Source organism: uncultured Nitrospira sp. (genome assembly GCA_902500695.1).
GTDB lineage: Bacteria > Nitrospirota > Nitrospiria > Nitrospirales > UBA8639 > Nitrospira_E.
On sequence record CABVRQ010000064.1, the window covers coordinates 5679 to 22515 of the forward strand.

The window sequence follows — 16837 nt, forward strand, 5'->3', positions numbered from 1 at the left end:
GAGACCACCAACCTCCAACGCTTTCAGGCGCGTCTTCAGACCGAATCTCCTCGCCCCTCAAGGATTCAAAAACTCACAGCGACACAGATCCCCAAAGTGGGCGAACACACCTTTTCTATTCGTCCCAGTCAATCGGATGGCCGGCGACAACCCGTGATTTCTCCTGACCTGGCCACGTGCCTGAACTGTGTGCAAGACATCAGCAATCCTCAGTCCCGTCGTTATCGCTATCCCTTTACCACCTGCACACAGTGCGGTCCACGGTATAGCATCGTGCTCCGCCTGCCTTACGATCGTCTCAGTACCACAATGGACCAGTTCCCTCTGTGCTCTGATTGCCAAGACGAATTTGACAATCCCTTAGATCGCCGCTTTCACGCAGAAACCATGTCCTGTCCGACGTGCGGGCCTCAGATCGCGTTATGGGACCATGAAGGGAGCATCCTGGCGCAACGAGAAGATGGGCTTCGAAAAGCATGTGACATGGTCATGCACGGTGGTATTCTCGCAGTGAAAGGATTAGGGGGATTTCAACTGTGGGTGAACGCCCGATCATCCGAAGCCGTTCAGCGGCTACGTCAGCGAAAACATCGCCCCACCAAGCCATTTGCCGTTCTTTTCCCTTCCTTAGAACTGGTCGAACGCCATTATCTGGTCTCATCAGAGGAAAGAGACCTCCTCACCTCCCCTGCCGCCCCCATCGTCTTATTGAGACGAACCGATCCGTCGACAGTATCTTCCAACGTTGCACCCGACAATCCCTACCTGGGAGCCATGTTGCCCTACACCCCACTCCATCACCTTATGATGGCCCATATGCAAATCCCCGTCGTGGCCACGAGTGGAAACCGATCAGATGAACCCATCGTCTTTGAGGAACAGGACGTGCTGGAACGCCTTCGCGGAATTGCCGATGCGTTTCTCGTACATACCTGCCCGATTGCCAGACCGGTGGATGATTCGGTGGTGCGAGTAGTGGGCGGAAAACCGGTCATGCTTCGTCGCGCACGCGGGTATGTGCCCACACCTCTTCCATTGAGAACATTGTCGGAAAGCTACAAAAGCCTTCCCTGCATTTTGGCCGTAGGGGGACATTTGAAAAATACGATCGCGGTTACGACGCAGGACGACGTTCTCGTCAGTCATCATATCGGTGACCTCTCAACGGCTGAAGCCTCCACCCAATTCGAACGAACGGTTTCCGATTTACTGACCCTGTTCGATCTGACACCACAAGCCATCGCGTGCGATAGTCATCCGGACTATCGTTCTACCCGATTCGCTCACCAGTTTGGGCAACAACGCCATATCCCGGTTATTCCCGTCCAACATCACCATGCCCATATTGCATCATGTATGGCCGAACATGGGTTGAATGGTTCCGTCCTTGGAGTGGCCTGGGATGGAGCCGGCTATGGTGCGGACGGAACCCTGTGGGGCGGAGAGTTTTTGATCTGTGATCCTTCAGGATTTCAACGAATCGGCCATCTGCGCCCGTTTCCCCTGCCCGGGGGGGAGATCTGCATGCGAGAACCACGGCGGGTGGCGCTGGCCTTCTTACATGAGCTGTTAGGAAAACGGCTGTTGGACCTGGATCTTCCCCCACTTCAATCCTTGGGACCGCAAATGACCCGGTCGTTGGTGGCATTACTAGACAAATCCGTGAATTGCCCACCCACGTCCAGCATTGGCCGGCTTTTTGACGGAGTGAGTGCATTATTGGGATTAGTGCACATATCCGGGTTTGAGGGGGAAGCGGCAATGGCCCTGGAATTTCTAGCAGATGATGATGCGATTGACATCCGACCGGAATGCTACCACATTCCCTTCGAGTCTCAGTCAGAGTTGGAAGGGCGGTGGGTAGCTGATTGGCGACCATTGATCTCCGATATCCTCCGTGACCTTTCAGAGCGGAAAAATCCGTCAGGGATTGCACTGGGATTTCACCACGCACTGGGAAGATTGATTACGGACGTCGCCGAACGCATGGCATGTACCCAGGTGATCCTCTCAGGCGGGGTATTCCAGAATTCCGTCCTTTTAAGAATTTCCGAACGGATGCTAACTCAGAGAGGTTTTTTAGTGTTTTCTCCTCATCTGTTTGGAACGAATGACGGCGGGCTGTCCCTGGGGCAGAGTCTCATCGCCATGCGCACGTGCACGAGATCCGGGTTGTAGGAAAAATAGCAAGGGGTTCCTGTCAGGGATAAACAGGTCGGATAAACATTTCTCCGCAAGGACACTCTTATGTGTTTGGCCATTCCAGGACAAATTCAATACATTGAGGACGACGACCTTCGAACCGGAACGGTTTCCTTTGCCGGGGTGACGAAAGAAGTATGTTTGGCTTTGGTTCCAGAGGCTTCCGTTGGCGATTATGTGATCGTTCACGTCGGATTTGCCATTAGCAAAGTCGATGAGCAAGCGGCTAAAGAATCATTATCGTTAATTGAACAACTGAGTCCTGATCAAATCGACGAAAGCCCTTCTTCATGAAATACGTGGATGAATTTCGAGACCCGAAAGCCGTGCACGCGCTTTCCAGAGAGATCCATCGAATCACTTGCCACCCCTGGACCATCATGGAAGTCTGCGGTGGGCAAACCCATTCCATTGTCCGGTATGGACTGGACCACCTCCTGCCTGCGGCCATCACGCTCATTCATGGACCGGGATGCCCCGTCTGTGTGACTCCCATCGAACTCATTGATACGGCATGCCAACTGGCTGCGCTTCCCGAGGTCATTTTTTGTTCCTTCGGCGATATGCTGCGGGTGCCCGGATCTCATGAAGATCTCCTTCACGTGAAAGCCCAGGGAGGAGACATCCGCATCATCTATTCCCCCTTGGATGCGGTGGGGATTGCTCAAAACAATCCTCACCGTCAGATCATCTGCTTTGCCGTGGGGTTTGAGACGACCGCTCCGGCTCAAGCCATGGCCGTTCTCCAAGCCCGCCGTCTTCATCTTTCCAATTTCAGTCTCCTGGTGGCTCACGTGTTAGTCCCTCCGGCCATGGAAGCCATTCTCTCATCACCTGAGAATCGGGTGCAGGGTTTTCTGGCTGCCGGACATGTCTGCAGTGTCATGGGCTATGACATGTATGAGCCCATCTGTCTCCGGTATCGGGTGCCTATTGTCGTCACCGGATTCGAGCCGGTGGATATCTTAGAAGGGGTGCAGCTGGTGGTCGCACAACTGGAAGAGGGCCGCCATGAGGTGGGTAACCAATACGCCCGTTCTGTTCATCGGTCGGGAAATCTTGAAGCTCGAAAGGTTGTGGACGAAGTCTTTGAATCCGCCTCCCGCAATTGGCGCGGGATAGGAGTAATCCCGGAGAGTGGCTTACAACTTCGCCAACCCTTCGCCGATTTTGACGCTCTCCGAACCTTCAAAGATCGCATTCACCTGAGTAGCCCTGCCAACGCCCTTGAATCTGAGTGCCAGAGCGGACGAATTCTCCAGGGACTCATGCAACCCTCAGCCTGTTCAGCATTTGGTACCCGGTGCACGCCAGACCACCCCCTTGGAGCGCCAATGGTGTCGAGCGAAGGGGCGTGTGCCGCCTATTATCGATATCGACACCACGAAGTCGCCTCAGGTGAAATATGACCCCTAAACCCAACATTGACATTCACTGTCCCCTCCCACTTGCAGCTGATGACACCATTCGCCTGGCCCATGGCGGTGGGGGTTATCTCATGCAAACCCTCATTCATGAGATTTTTCTTCAGGCCTTTTCCAATCCGTTTCTGAATTCGCTACAAGATAGTGCGATACTCCCGGCACAGAACGGTCGATTGGCCATGACGACCGATTCCTATGTCGTGAAGCCCCTCTTTTTTCCAGGAGGAGATATTGGCAGCCTCGCAATCCACGGAACCGTCAACGATCTGGCCATGATGGGGGCCATCCCTCTGTATGTCAGTGCCGGGTTTATTCTGGAGGAAGGGTTATCCGTCGACATTCTCAAACATGTGGTCCGCTCTATGGCGAAGGCCGCGCAAGCATGTGGAGTGCAAATTGTCTGCGGCGATACCAAGGTGGTGGATCGCGGAAAAGGCGATCAGATTTTCATCAATACCACCGGGCTTGGCATCATTTCGCCGTCCTGTAATATTGGCCCCCACCTCATTACTCCCGGCGACAGGATTATCGTCAGTGGCGATGTCGGCAGACATGGCATGGCCGTGCTGAGCGTGCGGGAAGGACTCACCTTTTCCGGAGATCTTGCCAGCGACTCCGCGCCGCTTCATGAACTTGTCGCGGAGCTGATAGAACAGGGTGTTTCGGTTCATTGTCTGCGTGATCTCACTCGTGGCGGACTGGCCAGCGCCTTGAATGAACTGACGACCACGGCCAGAGTGAAGATGGTGATCAACGAGTCACAGGTTCCGGTCAGTGAATCCGTCCGTGGGGCATGTGAAATTCTTGGGTTAGATCCGCTATACGTGGCAAATGAAGGACGATGTGTTCTCTTTCTACCATCCGGTGACGTGGAGAAAGCCTTGTCCATTTTTCAGAACCATGAGATCTCGGCACGCGCGGCTGAAATCGGGGAGGTGCTTCCTCTCGGCTCAAATCATACACCTCAGGTCATACTTCAAACATCCTATAAGACTCACAGAATTCTGGATCTCCTGTCTGGCGAACAACTCCCCAGAATATGCTGAAATTTCCTATGGGCTCATCCGAAACGGCCGGTCGAAGAAGGACAGAAAATTACAGGAGTCGACACCACCAAATAAACCAAACCTTTAATGAAGGAGTGGACGGAATCGATTCAAATGGTATTGCGGAAAGAAGTGATCGGACTAGCCCACGCCGGGCATCGCATTTTGCAGAAACAGCGCATCGAATTGATTGGCAAGCGGAACATGTCGACGACTCAATACGGTTCTGGCCTGTTCCATCAATTGAAGAAGATTCGCCTCACTGTGGCTGTTCATCTCAAAAAGTTTTTCGGACTCATGCACAACATCTTTCAGTTTTCTCAAGATTTTGGCAAAGGCAAACGGATCGATTCCCAGGCAACTTTCTGCAAGATCCACCTGTGCTAAGAAAATCTTATCCGAGGCATTGGTGATGACTAATCCTACCAAAGTCACTGCAAACCCCACGCAGTTGAAAAATTTTTCCGGTCCTTCTGAATTCGGGAGGAGTCGAGCCTCATCACTTAATTGAACCGCCATACAAATTTTTGATGGAAAATTCCAATCCATGAGTAACCAACTCCCAACGAGAGCATGAGTGACCCCCAACATCTCTTGCTCATGTGCGACGACCTCCGCATGCAACGATTGATCGAGGGCCTCTGAGTGATAGAGGTCTGGATTCAGACGATCCAGCGCTAACATGCCGATATCCTGAATGAGTCCAGCCAAAAACAGTTCTTCGGTATCTTTTTGCCCACAGACTTCCCCAATGGCGCGACAGGCAGACGCAACCAGAAGACTTCGACGCCAAAACAAGTCCAAATCTAAACCCGTTGAGCCTTCATTTCGAAAATGTCGGACGAGAGTAAAGGATAACGCGGTGGCCAGGATTCCATTAAAGCCGATAAGAATAGCTGCCTTGTGTAATGTGGTGACCTGGCATTTATACGGAAAAAGTGAAGAATTAGCCAATTGCAATATTTTCGCTGTGAGCGCGGAATCACGCGACAAAACCTGGACAATCTCTTCCACATCCGGAAACGGTGATTCCATTAATTGAATAAGCCGCTTCGCCACAGCCGGGGAACTGGGTAAATTGGGGCATGCACGAAGTCGCTCTTTCAGTTCAACATGATCGGTCATACACAGTCTTCTCCTACGAATCCCGTCGTGTTTGCTTACATCGGTTGAGTTTTTCCTGGTTGAGGATATTTCGGAACCTTCGTGTGAGAAGTTAACCACCATTATGAAAACGACAAACTTTTCGCACCTTTACCTTCCGATGAACTCCTCAATGGAACCTTCCACCGTGATCCTCAAAGGTATGCCCTGATTTTCATATAGGATTGGGTGAGTGAATCAGGCCCATTCACCGGGCCCTCGGAAAATGAATCAACCGCCTAAACCAGAAAACCTCGAATCCTTCGCCTATGGCACGAAAAATCTCATCCCAAGCCTATGCGCCGGAGAAAATCCCGAAAGAACTAATCCTTAGTTCAGGGAAATTGCGGGAAAACTGAAAGGCAGGCCTTACGGAAGGGTCGCCAAATGGTGGCCGGTCAGCCCGAAGTACGCTTCATCGACCGTCGCCACAGGGGAGACATGCATCAAAAACGGCGTACGCCAGTCTCCATCGCGTACATCATACTCGCTGGGAACCAACACACGCTGAAAGTGGTTATGGTAGGCAGCTAAAATCTTGAGTTGAAGTCCTCCCACGGCTCCGATGTCACCCCTCTCCGTGATGGTTCCGGTCAAAGCCCGGCCTTCAATGAGGTGGTCTCCCTTGATCATGGATACCACGCTCAGGCCCACCATGGCCGAAAGACTCTCCCCATATATTGTCTGACCGGAATAGGGAAATTTCAGAAGGACGGTCCAGGAATCAGACGGTAGATTGGCGGCGGCAAGCGCCCGAGTGATGGCTGCGTGAATCGACTGACGGGCAAACAAAGAAAATTTTCCTGGTTCGGTATGAAATTGGACTTGAAGGCCGTCGCGATCCTGACGTTCATAGACATCAATCACCACCTGGCTTACCAGGCCTATCGGCCTGAATTGTTTATTGAGAGATGTCCCCAGGATGGGAATGATTAAATGGGGAATCTGGTGAACAGACGGACTGGCTCCAAGACTGTTGGCAAACACTAAACATATAGTCAAAGCCAACCCTAGAAGCCTGGAGATCCTCTTCCTGTCAGCCTGAATATTCATTCCTAGAGATCCTGTAACTAAAAGAGGGATTACCCCTACTTTTTATATCCTTATATCATTATAACTTACAATCTAGTTTTTTGTCGCCTGTCAGCTTCTGAGCGCCTCAACGGCTCCACCTCTCATAGGGCTCCCTTGATATCCCTTAAAAAAACATCGTATTTTGGCCAGAAATGTCCCGTGCATTATGTAAAAAACCCTTAATAATCCCAAGCTCTAGACACAGATTCGTCCGAAGTGTGTGCTAAACAGCCCGAAAGGTCCAGTAGGATAGGAGCGCAAGCCTCCACTCTCACCGCTGACCAAGGCGCCAGATCGACGTATTCGGGGAGTGCGGCCAGATAAGGTTGCCCATTCGACCACAAAAAAATGTGTGACAAGCGGATGCAGAAGGAGGTGCACCTGGAAACGAAATAACCTTTACTGGCAGGGGTTGGGACACCAGAAGACCAGATAGAGAAAAACTAACACGCCTATCGCAACGGCACCAATAAAATACCAGGTTTTATTCATACGACCCCGGAAAAGGATTGTGTAGCCACATTTGTTCTTTAGACCGGTTCATTCGCGCACAAACAGGATTGAAGACTCCGTGTGATGCACCACGGAATGGGAGACACTCCCCAAAAGAAAGCGACTCATACCGGATCGGCTATGCGTTCGCATCAGGATCACATCAGCCGCCTGCTTGGTCGCTTCTTCAATAATCGTCTGTGAGGGCGCCCCGACCACGACGACCCCTTTGGCCTCATGTCCCATCTGCTTCAATTCCGCGCTGAGACCGTTCGTGAATTTCTCCCCATAGGCGATCATCTCATTTCGAAATTCCGGAGAAATCATCGCACCCACCGGCCAGACCGGTTCTGAAAATGGAACCACATGCAGAACAATCGCAGAGATCGGGACCCGAAAGGGCTTCTTTTTCATGAATCGCACGACCGCTTCGCCGTCTTCCTTGCTCTCAACGGGGATACACACCTGTTGGATCTTGCGAATGGGCTTCTTAATGATCAGAGTCGAACACGGCGCGTGGGTCATGACCCGATGCGAGACACTCCCGAACATCTGCTCGCGTATCTGACCGATCCCCCTGGCGCCCAGCACCACCAGGTCAATGCTCTGCTCTTCTGCCAGGGCAAGAATAACCTCCGCGGGCTTACCGGTTTCCAGTCGTTTCGTCACCGGTCCCGGGTGTAAAGGCAGGAGGGACACCGCTTGATCGATGGCGCGTTCGCCTTCTTCCCTCATCGCTTTGTCCACCGCCATCGACAAATCTTTCGCCACACCCGCACCCATGGCCGGATAGGGAATTCCAGGCACATTCACCACATACAAGACCATCAAGCTCTCTGCCGGGCTGAGAGCGTCAAACGCTCGTGTGGCATCGACTGATTGATCCGATCCATCAACGCCCAATAGGTATTTCATAGATACATCTCCCTGGTGTGACACATTCTTTGTGCCGTGTGTATTGCTGTCAAATGACTCTTCGTCCTTGTTCCAACGACCGACTCTGGCGTGCGCACGATTTTTTTGTTCCTATCTGACTTCTTTGACCATATCGATAGCGCCGCATGGACATTCCTCCGCACACACCCCGCAGCCTTTGCAATAGTCATAATTCACTTCGTACCGTTGACCGGGACCCAATTTGATAATGGCGTTGTCCGGACACACGCCATAACAGGTATCGCACTCAAAGCAATTCCCGCAAGAAAGACATCGCCGGGATTCGAGCAATGCCGTGTCCTTATCCAATCCACCCACCACCTCGTCGAAGCTGGCCCGACGCCTGGCCAAATCCAGGTAGGGCTGCCGATTCTTGTCCGCATCGGTGTAATACCAGGTATTGAGACGATCATACGTGGCAACGGCATTGGGTGATGATTTCCTATACTCACCTCCGCGGAGATAGGCATCAATATGCCGTGCCGCTTTTTTCCCATGGCCGGTGGCCACCGTCACCGTGCGCTCTGCAGGAACCATATCCCCTCCGGCAAACACGCCCGCACGCCCGGTCATCATCGAGGCATCGACTTGGATCACGCCATCGGACGAAATATCCAATCCCGGCACATTTTCTAAAAACCCGGTATCCACTTCCTGCCCCACAGCCAGAATAACCGTGTCGGCTTCCAATGTTTCAAACCGGCCCGTGGGTTGAGGGCGCCCCTGCTCATCCAGCGTCATTTCTTCTACGGTCAATGTCGTATCATCCACCTGCCTGATGGTATTCAGCCATCGTGTCAGCACCCCTTCCTCCAACGCTTCTTCCACTTCAAAGTCATGGGCCGGCATGTGCCCCCGATCACGCCGATAAATCAGGATCGTTTCCTCGGCACCCAGTCGTTTGGCCGTTCGCGCGGCATCAATGGCCGTATCACCTCCACCATAGACGACGACCCGCCGACCGATCTTGGGAACGGCCTCACCATCCATTCCCTTGAGAAATCCCAAGGCATCGATCATCCGGCCGGCATCCCGTCCGGGAAGATCAACCCGCTTACTCAGATGAGCGCCGATGGCCAGAAACACGGCATCGAATCCGCCTTCCTGGATAGTCGTTTCTAAATTCTCGACTTTTTGATTCAGATGGATAGAAACGCCCATGGCGACAATTCTGGCAATTTCGGCATCCACGATATTGCGAGGGAGACGGTATTGTGGAATTCCGAACCGCATCATGCCTCCCGGTTTCGGACCGGCTTCTATGATCGTGACCGCATGCCCCAGACGGGCGAGATGATAGGCGGCAGATAGCCCACTGGGTCCCGCGCCGACGACCAGGACCCGCTTTCCGGTGGACACGCCCGCCTCCACCTGCCACCCCTGCTCAATCGCGTAGTCGCCTAAAAACCGCTCAACAGCATGAATGCTCACGGGCTCATCGAGTTGACCCCGATTGCAGGCCGTTTCACAGGGGTGATAACACACGCGACCATGAATCGCCGGGAAGGGATTCTCTTCCATAATTTTTCGCCAGGCCTGTTCATATTTCCCCTCCTCCGCCTCATACAACCAGCCTTGAATATTTTCACCAGCGGGACAACCCTGATTGCAGGGTGGAAGGTGATCAACATAGATCGGACGCATCGTCCGCCACGTGCCCGTATGATTGGCCAGGCTTGAAGCGGGGTTCAATGTAATGGCAAACGGCTTGCGTTCCATCATCATGCCTCTCAAGGAAGTAGCTGATACCGATCAATATTCGCATCTGCAATCGCCTGAATCGCTTCAAGACCGTGCTCATCTCGTGGATGAAAGAGATGTCTGAAACGACCTTGAAGCTCCAGGTATTGTTCGACAGAAACTTTTTTCCTGATCGGCGTCCGATCGGTCACTTCGCCCCCTTCCGCTTCAAATAAAGGAAAAAGGCCGCTTTCCACTGCCAGGCGGGCAACCTTGATCGTATGTGCAGGGTCCGATTTCCAGCCAAGTGGACAGGGTACATGGATATGAATATACCGTGCGCCCCTGATGCTCATGGCCTTCGTCACTTTGGCTTCCAGATCGTGAAGATCGGCCACGGAGGCCGTGGCGACATAGGGAATACCGTGGGCCATCGCAATTCGTGGAAGATTTTTTCCAATCCCCATAGGATTACCTGGGTCTGTTCCCACGGCCTGCGTCGTATTGGTCCAGGCTCGTGGCGGGGTGGATCCCGAACGCTGAACTCCCGTGTTCATATAGGCCTCATTGTCGTAACAGACATACAACACGTCATCATTGCGTTCGAACATGCCGGACAAACACCCGAACCCGATATCAACCGTCGCCCCATCTCCGCCCTGCGCGATGACACGAATATCCGTTCTGCCTTTGGCCCGCAGGGCTGCCGCCACGCCGCTCGCCACCGCCGGGGCATTCCCGAACAACGAATGCAGCCAGGGAATCTGCCAGGCACTTTCCGGATAGGGACTGGAGAAGACTTCCAAACAGCCGGTGGCATTCACGGCAACCATCTGCTGATGTGTGGCGCGCATTACCGCATCAAGCGCATAGCGGGCGCCCAGCGCTTCGCCACAACCCTGGCAGGCGCGATGCCCTGAATTAAGCGAATTCGTTCGATCCATCCCGGCTTGCACCGTGCGATCGGATTCATCCAGCAACCGGTTGCCAACTGTGAAGGTTCCCGTTTGATAAAATTTCACCCGTTGATAGGACATAACAGCCTCACCACTCAAGATTAAATGGGCGATGCGCCAGGAGCACCGATTTCCCGGAGAATATTTTCCGCGGTGGATCCCGAACGTCGCTGCGCCTGTTGCCTGGTCAATTCCCCATTAATAGCGTCCCAATTCAGATCGAGGAAATGAGGTTCCTCCAAACCTTCCAGGCAGGCTTGCTTCACCGTATCAATGACCGAGGCTTTAGGAATCGGCCGACCTCCAAGTCCGGCAATCACCGTATCCACGATGATCGGTAACCCCTGAAGCGCCATCTTCACGTCGCTGGACACGATGCCACCCTTTCCGACCGCCAGGTCCTTTTCTATAACAATAATCCGCTTGGCCTCTTTGACGACGTGACGGAGAGCATGGGAGGGAAAGGGACGAAAGGCACAGAGCGCAATTGCCCCGACCGGCCATCCTTCTTTCCGCAAATCATCCACCGCGTCTTTTATCGTCCCGTTCACCGATCCCAGTGCCAGCAGAATGGTTTCAGCCTCATCCGTGTGATAGCCCTTCAACAGCCCACCAGACCGGCGCTGAAAGATATCCTGAAAACTCTGAGAGAGTCGTGGGATCGCCTCCAGCGCTCGCAGATGCTTGTGATGCGCGAGGTACCGCACCTCGGCAAAGGCTTCCGGTCCGACCATCGCACCAATGGACACAGGGTCCTGCGGATCTAACACTTGAACCGGTTCAAACGCCGGCAGGTAGGCATCCACCTGCTCTTGCGTGGGGAGATCCACCACCTCATAGGCATGAGTGAGAATATAGCCATCCATGCAGACCATCACGGGGCAACTGAGTTCCTCGGCCAGGCGAAAGGCTTGAATGTGAAGGTCGACGGCTTCTTGATTATCCTCCGCAAACAATTGAATCCAGCCGGCATCCCGCATGGACATGCTGTCCGAATGATCGTTCCAGATATTGATCGGGGCGCCGATAGCGCGATTGGCAATCGTCATGACAATGGGGAGCCCCAAGCCCGCCGCGTTATAGACCGCTTCCGCCATGAACAACAGCCCCTGGCTCGTCGTCGCGGTATAGGTTCGCGCACCCATCGCTGATGCGCCGATCAGCACGCTTAACGCCCCAAACTCGGATTCGACATTCAGGAACTGGCAATGGCCGACTTCTCCCGCCTTCACCTTGCGTGAAAGAGTTTCGACAATATGGGTTTGCGGAGAAATCGGATAACAGGCCATCACTTCAGGCCGACAGAGGGCGACGGCATGGGCCACGGCTTGAGATCCTTCAATGTGTTGTTTCATGGTCTTCTGTTGATTCCTCGATTGAATTAGACCTTGGCCAGATTGGCCGCAATATAGGCATACACCTCTGCCGCCACCGCCGCATTCAATTCTCCAATCTTTCCAGGAAACTTCCCTGTGATCGCCTGCTTCACGGAGGCTTGGGTGACTTCCCCCGTCAGGGCTGCATAGCCGGCCACCATCCCGATATTGGCAAACGGTCGCCCCAAATGCTTCATGGCCAGATCGGATGCAGGGAGCGTATGTATCTGCACTCCGGGGTGTTGGGCGATAAAGTCCGTGAGGTGAAGCGCGTCCAGATGTCGTGTGGAATTAATGAGCACGAAGGCTGACACAGCCAATCCGGCAAAGACATCCACCTGATGCAGCAGGGTGGAGTCCTGGATGAGTAAGACATCCGGATGATAGACCGGCTCCCGACTACGAATCGGTTGAGAATCAATCCGGCAGAATGCCGTGACCGGGGCACCGGTCCGTTCAGATCCAAAACTGGGAAAGGCCTGCGCTTCCTTCCCATCCCGGAATGCCGCTAACGCCAACAACTCGGCAGCCGTCACCACGCCTTGCCCTCCTCTGCCATGCATACGGATTTGGATCATTCGTCCCTCATCAATTCACCTGAATAGGTTTATGTCGTCTTCACTCACTCTAAATCTATTTGGCAAGAGATATGCCTTATTTGGTGAGAGCTGGAAATGTTAGATTCAACCAGTAAAATCTCAGCAATCTTAAGCAGAACCGGATCAACAAACCGGAACATTGGGGAAAAGAGGTACAGTCAAAATCCTTGGCGATGTAGAAAAATGCCCCAGTCGATGGGCCAAGGAAATTTACTCCCGAAAGTAGCAAGGCAGATGTCCACAGAATCAGGAACAACAGATTATTAAAAAAATAAGGAGACTCCAGTTGTCATTTCTACCATTCTTCTCAAAAAATCTTTGCCGGATTACTCTCGTGCTCTGGATAGTCAGCGCCGGCGTGCTGGGCTGGTTGTTTGTCAAAGGGGAAACCACCCCTTCCGCCGATGGCCGAACGGCCGTGCTTCTGGCTCCAGCGGAACGCGACTTTATTCTGACGGAAATGCGGCAACTCTTACGGGCTGTGCATGGCGTCGTCACAGGCGTGAGTGATACGGATCAGACCCAGGGACATGCTCAGGCTGCAGCGGCCGCCCGCTCGGCAGGAATGAAAATGGCCGTGGATGACAATCCGACGCTCATGCTCAAACTTCCTCTTCCCATGAAACAACTCGGCATGTCCGTGCATCGGGATTTTGACGAACTGGCGGATGCGATCAACGCCGGCACGACATCACAGGACATCCTTCAACGCCTGTCGGCTATCACGACCAGATGCCTGGCATGCCACGAGATGTATCAAATTAAAGAGGGGTAAACATGTCAAAGCTTGGGTGGCACCGGTCAGCCATTACCTAATGAATATGAAACCACCAATGCAAGGCAGGCGTTCAAGGAGACATTGTCATCCTGACCCATTCGGCAAAGCTCAGGGCAAGGTCAACGAAGGATCTGGCTAAGCCATAGCATCTTCACCCTGGGCACAGATCTTTCGCCATGGGCTCAAAATGACAACATGGTTAGGGGAAAACCGAGTCATCAGGTGTTCATCCCATGTCTGAAAATTGGAATCAAAGTTATTAACGGCATTCACGTTCCACAATATTTCAGAAGTCCTTTAGAGTCTCAACAGCCAAGATGACCAACGAGCCCGACACAAGCGCGGAGACCCCTCCCCAATCAACCACCAACACGGCCTGGCATACCCTTGCGGTCGAAGACGTGACCCAACAACTGGAAGTCAATCCTCAGACCGGGCTGAATGCCCGGGAAGTCCGCCGCCGGACTCGTCGTTACGGACACAATACGATCCCCGAACACCGGCAGCGCAGCCTTACGCGAATCTTCGTCGATCAATTTACCGACTTCATGATCCTGGTGCTCATTGGCGCTGCCATCGTCTCAGGCATGTTGGGGCAGCGAATGGATGCCCTGGCGATTATTATCATTGTGGTGCTCAACGGCATCATCGGATTTGTGCAGGAATATCGGGCGGACCGCGCCATGCAAGCCATCAAGAAACTCGCCACTCCCACGACGCGTGTCCGACGTGAAGAGCAGGTCGTGCCGCTCTCCACGCTCGACCTGGTCCCGGGTGACATCGTGCTACTGGAAGCCGGAGATCTCATCCCTGCCGACCTTCGATTAGTCGAAGCGGTTCAACTCAAAGTGGATGAATCTACACTCACAGGCGAGAGTGTCCCGGTAGACAAACAGACCGACCCCCTCGACGACCCGAAGCTTTCGCTGGGTGATCGCCGGAATATGGCCTATAAAGGCACAGTCATGACATATGGCCGCGGCACGGGTGTCGTCATCGGCACCGGCCTACACACCGAGTTAGGTCAGATCGCCTCCCTCCTGCATAAAGACGAAGACATTAAAACACCCTTACAACAACGCCTAACGGTCTTTGGACGACGCCTCGCGCTGGCCGTCCTCGCCATCTGCGTCGTGTTGTTTGCGGTGGGGGTCCTGCGGGGTGAGCCGCCCGTGCTCATGTTCCTGACCGCAGTTAGTCTAGCCGTGGCCGCCATTCCGGAAGCCCTTCCAGCCGTCGTCACCATTTCCCTGGCCTTGGGTGCGCGGAAAATGGCAAAAAAACAGGCGTTGATCCGGCGCCTGCCCGCTGTGGAAACCTTAGGCTCCGTCACCTATATCTGCTCCGATAAGACGGGCACGCTCACACAAAACTCCATGCGGGTGGAGCAAATGTCTGTGGCCGGGGACATACTGAGCCCGTCCGCAAGCAAACAACCCGGAATCGAAGCCGATCTCCAAAATCCCATTCATTTGTTTTTCCTGGCGTTGGCATTGAACAACGATGCAAAGGCTCAGACCGAAGGCCCGACATTAGGCGATCCCACCGAAGTGGCGTTATATCTGGCAGCCAGCGAGGCGGGATACGACAAAGACACATTGGAGTCCACAAACCCCCGCATACAAGAACTCCCCTTCGACTCAGACCGCCAATGCATGACGACCTTGCATCGCACGCCAGGAGGTGTCATCTCCTTTACCAAAGGCTCGCCGGAAAAGCTTCTGCCTCTGTGCGAATCCATGCTCACACAGACCGGACCTGACTCCCTGCCGACCGAAAGACTCCTGGAGCAGGCCGAACACATGGCCAATGAAGGCTTACGGGTCTTGGCGGTAGCCTATCGCCAATGGGACCAGACTCCTTCGGAAATGACTCCCTCGATTGTCGAACACGAACTCACCTTTCTTGGATTTGCCGGCATGATGGATCCTCCAAGGGAAGAAGCCGCACAGGCGGTCGCCCTCTGCCAATCGGCCGGGATCAAACCCGTCATGATCACCGGGGATCATCCCGGCACAGCCAAAGCCATTGCCTCACGGGTCGGCATCATCGACAAGGAGACCACCGTGTTGACCGGCCAGGACTTGGAACACCGTTCCCCTGAAGAGTTGGCGCAACTGGTCGAACACACCCGAGTCTATGCCCGCATCACTCCCGCGCAAAAAATTGCCATCGTCAAAGCCTTGCAAACCAGGGGAGAGTTTGTGGCGATGACCGGCGACGGAGTGAATGACGCACCTGCATTGAATCAGGCCAACATCGGCATCGCGATGGGACAAACCGGAACGGACGTGGCCCGGGAAGCCTCCGACATGATTTTGTTGGATGATAACTTTGCGACCATCGTCACCGCCGTCCGGGACGGACGCCGGATCTATGACAACATCCGCAAATTTGTGAAATACACGATGACCAGCAATTCCGGAGAAATCTGGACGATTTTCCTGGCACCCTTATTCGGCTTGCCGATCCCCCTGCTCCCGATCCAGATTTTATGGATCAATCTCGTCACGGACGGCTTACCCGGCCTCGCCCTCGCCATGGAACCCGAGGAACGAAACATCATGCAGCGCCCTCCCCGCCCTCCAAACGAAAGCATCTTTGCCGGCGGTCTCTGGCAACACATCTTATGGGTAGGACTGCTCATGGGTGGCGTCTCGCTCGCCACCGAAATGTGGGCCTATGAAGCGGATATGGGGCAATGGCAGACCATGGTCTTCACGGTTCTCACCTTGTCCCAAATGGGCAATGTGTTAGCCATTCGCTCTGAGCAGGAGTCGTTTCTCCGTCGAGGGCCGTTGAGCAATCCCTTATTATTAGGAGCCGTGCTCCTTACCTTTGCTCTTCAGATGGCCACGATATATGTGCCATTCCTCAATCCCATCTTTCATACGATCCCATTGACCCTGGACCAATTAGGCCTCTGCCTCGTTCTTTCCACAATCGTGTTTTTCGCCGTAGAACTCGAAAAATGGGCCAGGCGTCGCCGCTGATAACTCTGGCAGAAACTATAGTCTTTCCAAATAATTTCCGCTTTGCCCGATGGCACAATTCCCCTAACTGGAATGATCAGAGATGCCGGGTTTCGGCCCATAGCTGTTAAGCTAAGCCAAAGATGTTTCTTGTCCCTG

The 16837-nt window shown here is 53.6% G+C and carries 13 protein-coding genes; 6 read left to right on the top strand and 7 right to left on the bottom strand.

What is annotated here, in order from left to right; all coding sequences use genetic code 11:
* The 4 genes from hypF to hypE form a co-directional block, all read left to right on the top strand.
* The coding region (gene hypF / locus AAH187_RS14500; protein WP_342349182.1) for a carbamoyltransferase HypF at window positions 1–2178 on the top strand (2178 nt) is incomplete at its 5' end.
* A gap of 69 nt (window positions 2179–2247) precedes the next feature.
* Window positions 2248–2496, top strand: a complete 249-nt coding sequence (locus AAH187_RS14505) for a HypC/HybG/HupF family hydrogenase formation chaperone (RefSeq protein WP_342349183.1) — start codon at window positions 2248–2250, stop codon at window positions 2494–2496.
* Window positions 2493–3611 carry a hydrogenase formation protein HypD gene (hypD, locus tag AAH187_RS14510; protein WP_342349184.1) on the top strand — a complete coding sequence of 373 codons (1119 nt, stop codon included), beginning with the start codon at window positions 2493–2495 and terminating at the stop codon, window positions 3609–3611. Before AAH187_RS14505 ends, hypD begins: the two co-directional genes overlap by 4 nt.
* Entirely contained in the window at window positions 3608–4672 is a 1065-nt protein-coding gene (gene hypE, locus AAH187_RS14515) for a hydrogenase expression/formation protein HypE (RefSeq protein WP_342349185.1), read from the top strand. The genes hypD and hypE overlap by 4 nt, the downstream gene beginning before the upstream one ends.
* Before the next feature lie 141 nt (window positions 4673–4813).
* On the opposite strand, the gene AAH187_RS14520 is transcribed toward hypE, so the two are convergent.
* The 7 genes from AAH187_RS14520 to AAH187_RS14550 all read right to left on the bottom strand — a co-directional run bounded on the left by AAH187_RS14520 (window position 4814) and on the right by AAH187_RS14550 (window position 12907).
* Complete coding sequence (locus tag AAH187_RS14520) at window positions 4814–5797, bottom strand: HDOD domain-containing protein (protein WP_342349186.1); 984 nt, start codon at window positions 5795–5797, stop codon at window positions 4814–4816.
* Between the two features lie 387 nt (window positions 5798–6184).
* Entirely contained in the window at window positions 6185–6868 is a 684-nt protein-coding gene (locus AAH187_RS14525) for a S16 family serine protease (protein WP_342349187.1), read from the bottom strand.
* 561 nt (window positions 6869–7429) lie between these two features.
* A complete protein-coding gene (locus AAH187_RS14530; protein WP_342349188.1) occupies window positions 7430–8296 on the bottom strand; it encodes a universal stress protein in 867 nt (288 codons plus the stop codon).
* Window positions 8297–8407: 111 nt separating this feature from the next.
* Window positions 8408–10042 (bottom strand): NAD(P)-binding protein, encoded by a 1635-nt coding sequence (locus AAH187_RS14535; RefSeq protein WP_342349189.1) that lies wholly within the window; start codon window positions 10040–10042, stop codon window positions 8408–8410.
* A gap of 5 nt (window positions 10043–10047) precedes the next feature.
* Entirely contained in the window at window positions 10048–11034 is a 987-nt protein-coding gene (locus tag AAH187_RS14540; protein WP_342349190.1) for a thiamine pyrophosphate-dependent enzyme, read from the bottom strand.
* Window positions 11035–11054: 20 nt separating this feature from the next.
* On the bottom strand, window positions 11055–12308 hold the full coding sequence (gene porA, locus AAH187_RS14545) for a pyruvate ferredoxin oxidoreductase (RefSeq protein WP_342349191.1): 1254 nt from the start codon (window positions 12306–12308) through the stop codon (window positions 11055–11057).
* Between the two features lie 26 nt (window positions 12309–12334).
* On the bottom strand, window positions 12335–12907 hold the full coding sequence (locus AAH187_RS14550) for a 2-oxoacid:acceptor oxidoreductase family protein (protein WP_342349192.1): 573 nt from the start codon (window positions 12905–12907) through the stop codon (window positions 12335–12337).
* Window positions 12908–13214: 307 nt separating this feature from the next.
* On the opposite strand from AAH187_RS14550, the gene AAH187_RS14555 reads away from it, so the two are divergent.
* Both AAH187_RS14555 and AAH187_RS14560 read left to right on the top strand, forming a co-directional pair.
* Window positions 13215–13703 (top strand): hypothetical protein, encoded by a 489-nt coding sequence (locus AAH187_RS14555; protein ID WP_342349193.1) that lies wholly within the window; start codon window positions 13215–13217, stop codon window positions 13701–13703.
* Between the two features lie 320 nt (window positions 13704–14023).
* Entirely contained in the window at window positions 14024–16699 is a 2676-nt protein-coding gene (locus tag AAH187_RS14560; RefSeq protein ID WP_342349194.1) for a calcium-translocating P-type ATPase, PMCA-type, read from the top strand.
* The last annotated feature ends 138 nt before the right edge of the window (window positions 16700–16837 follow it).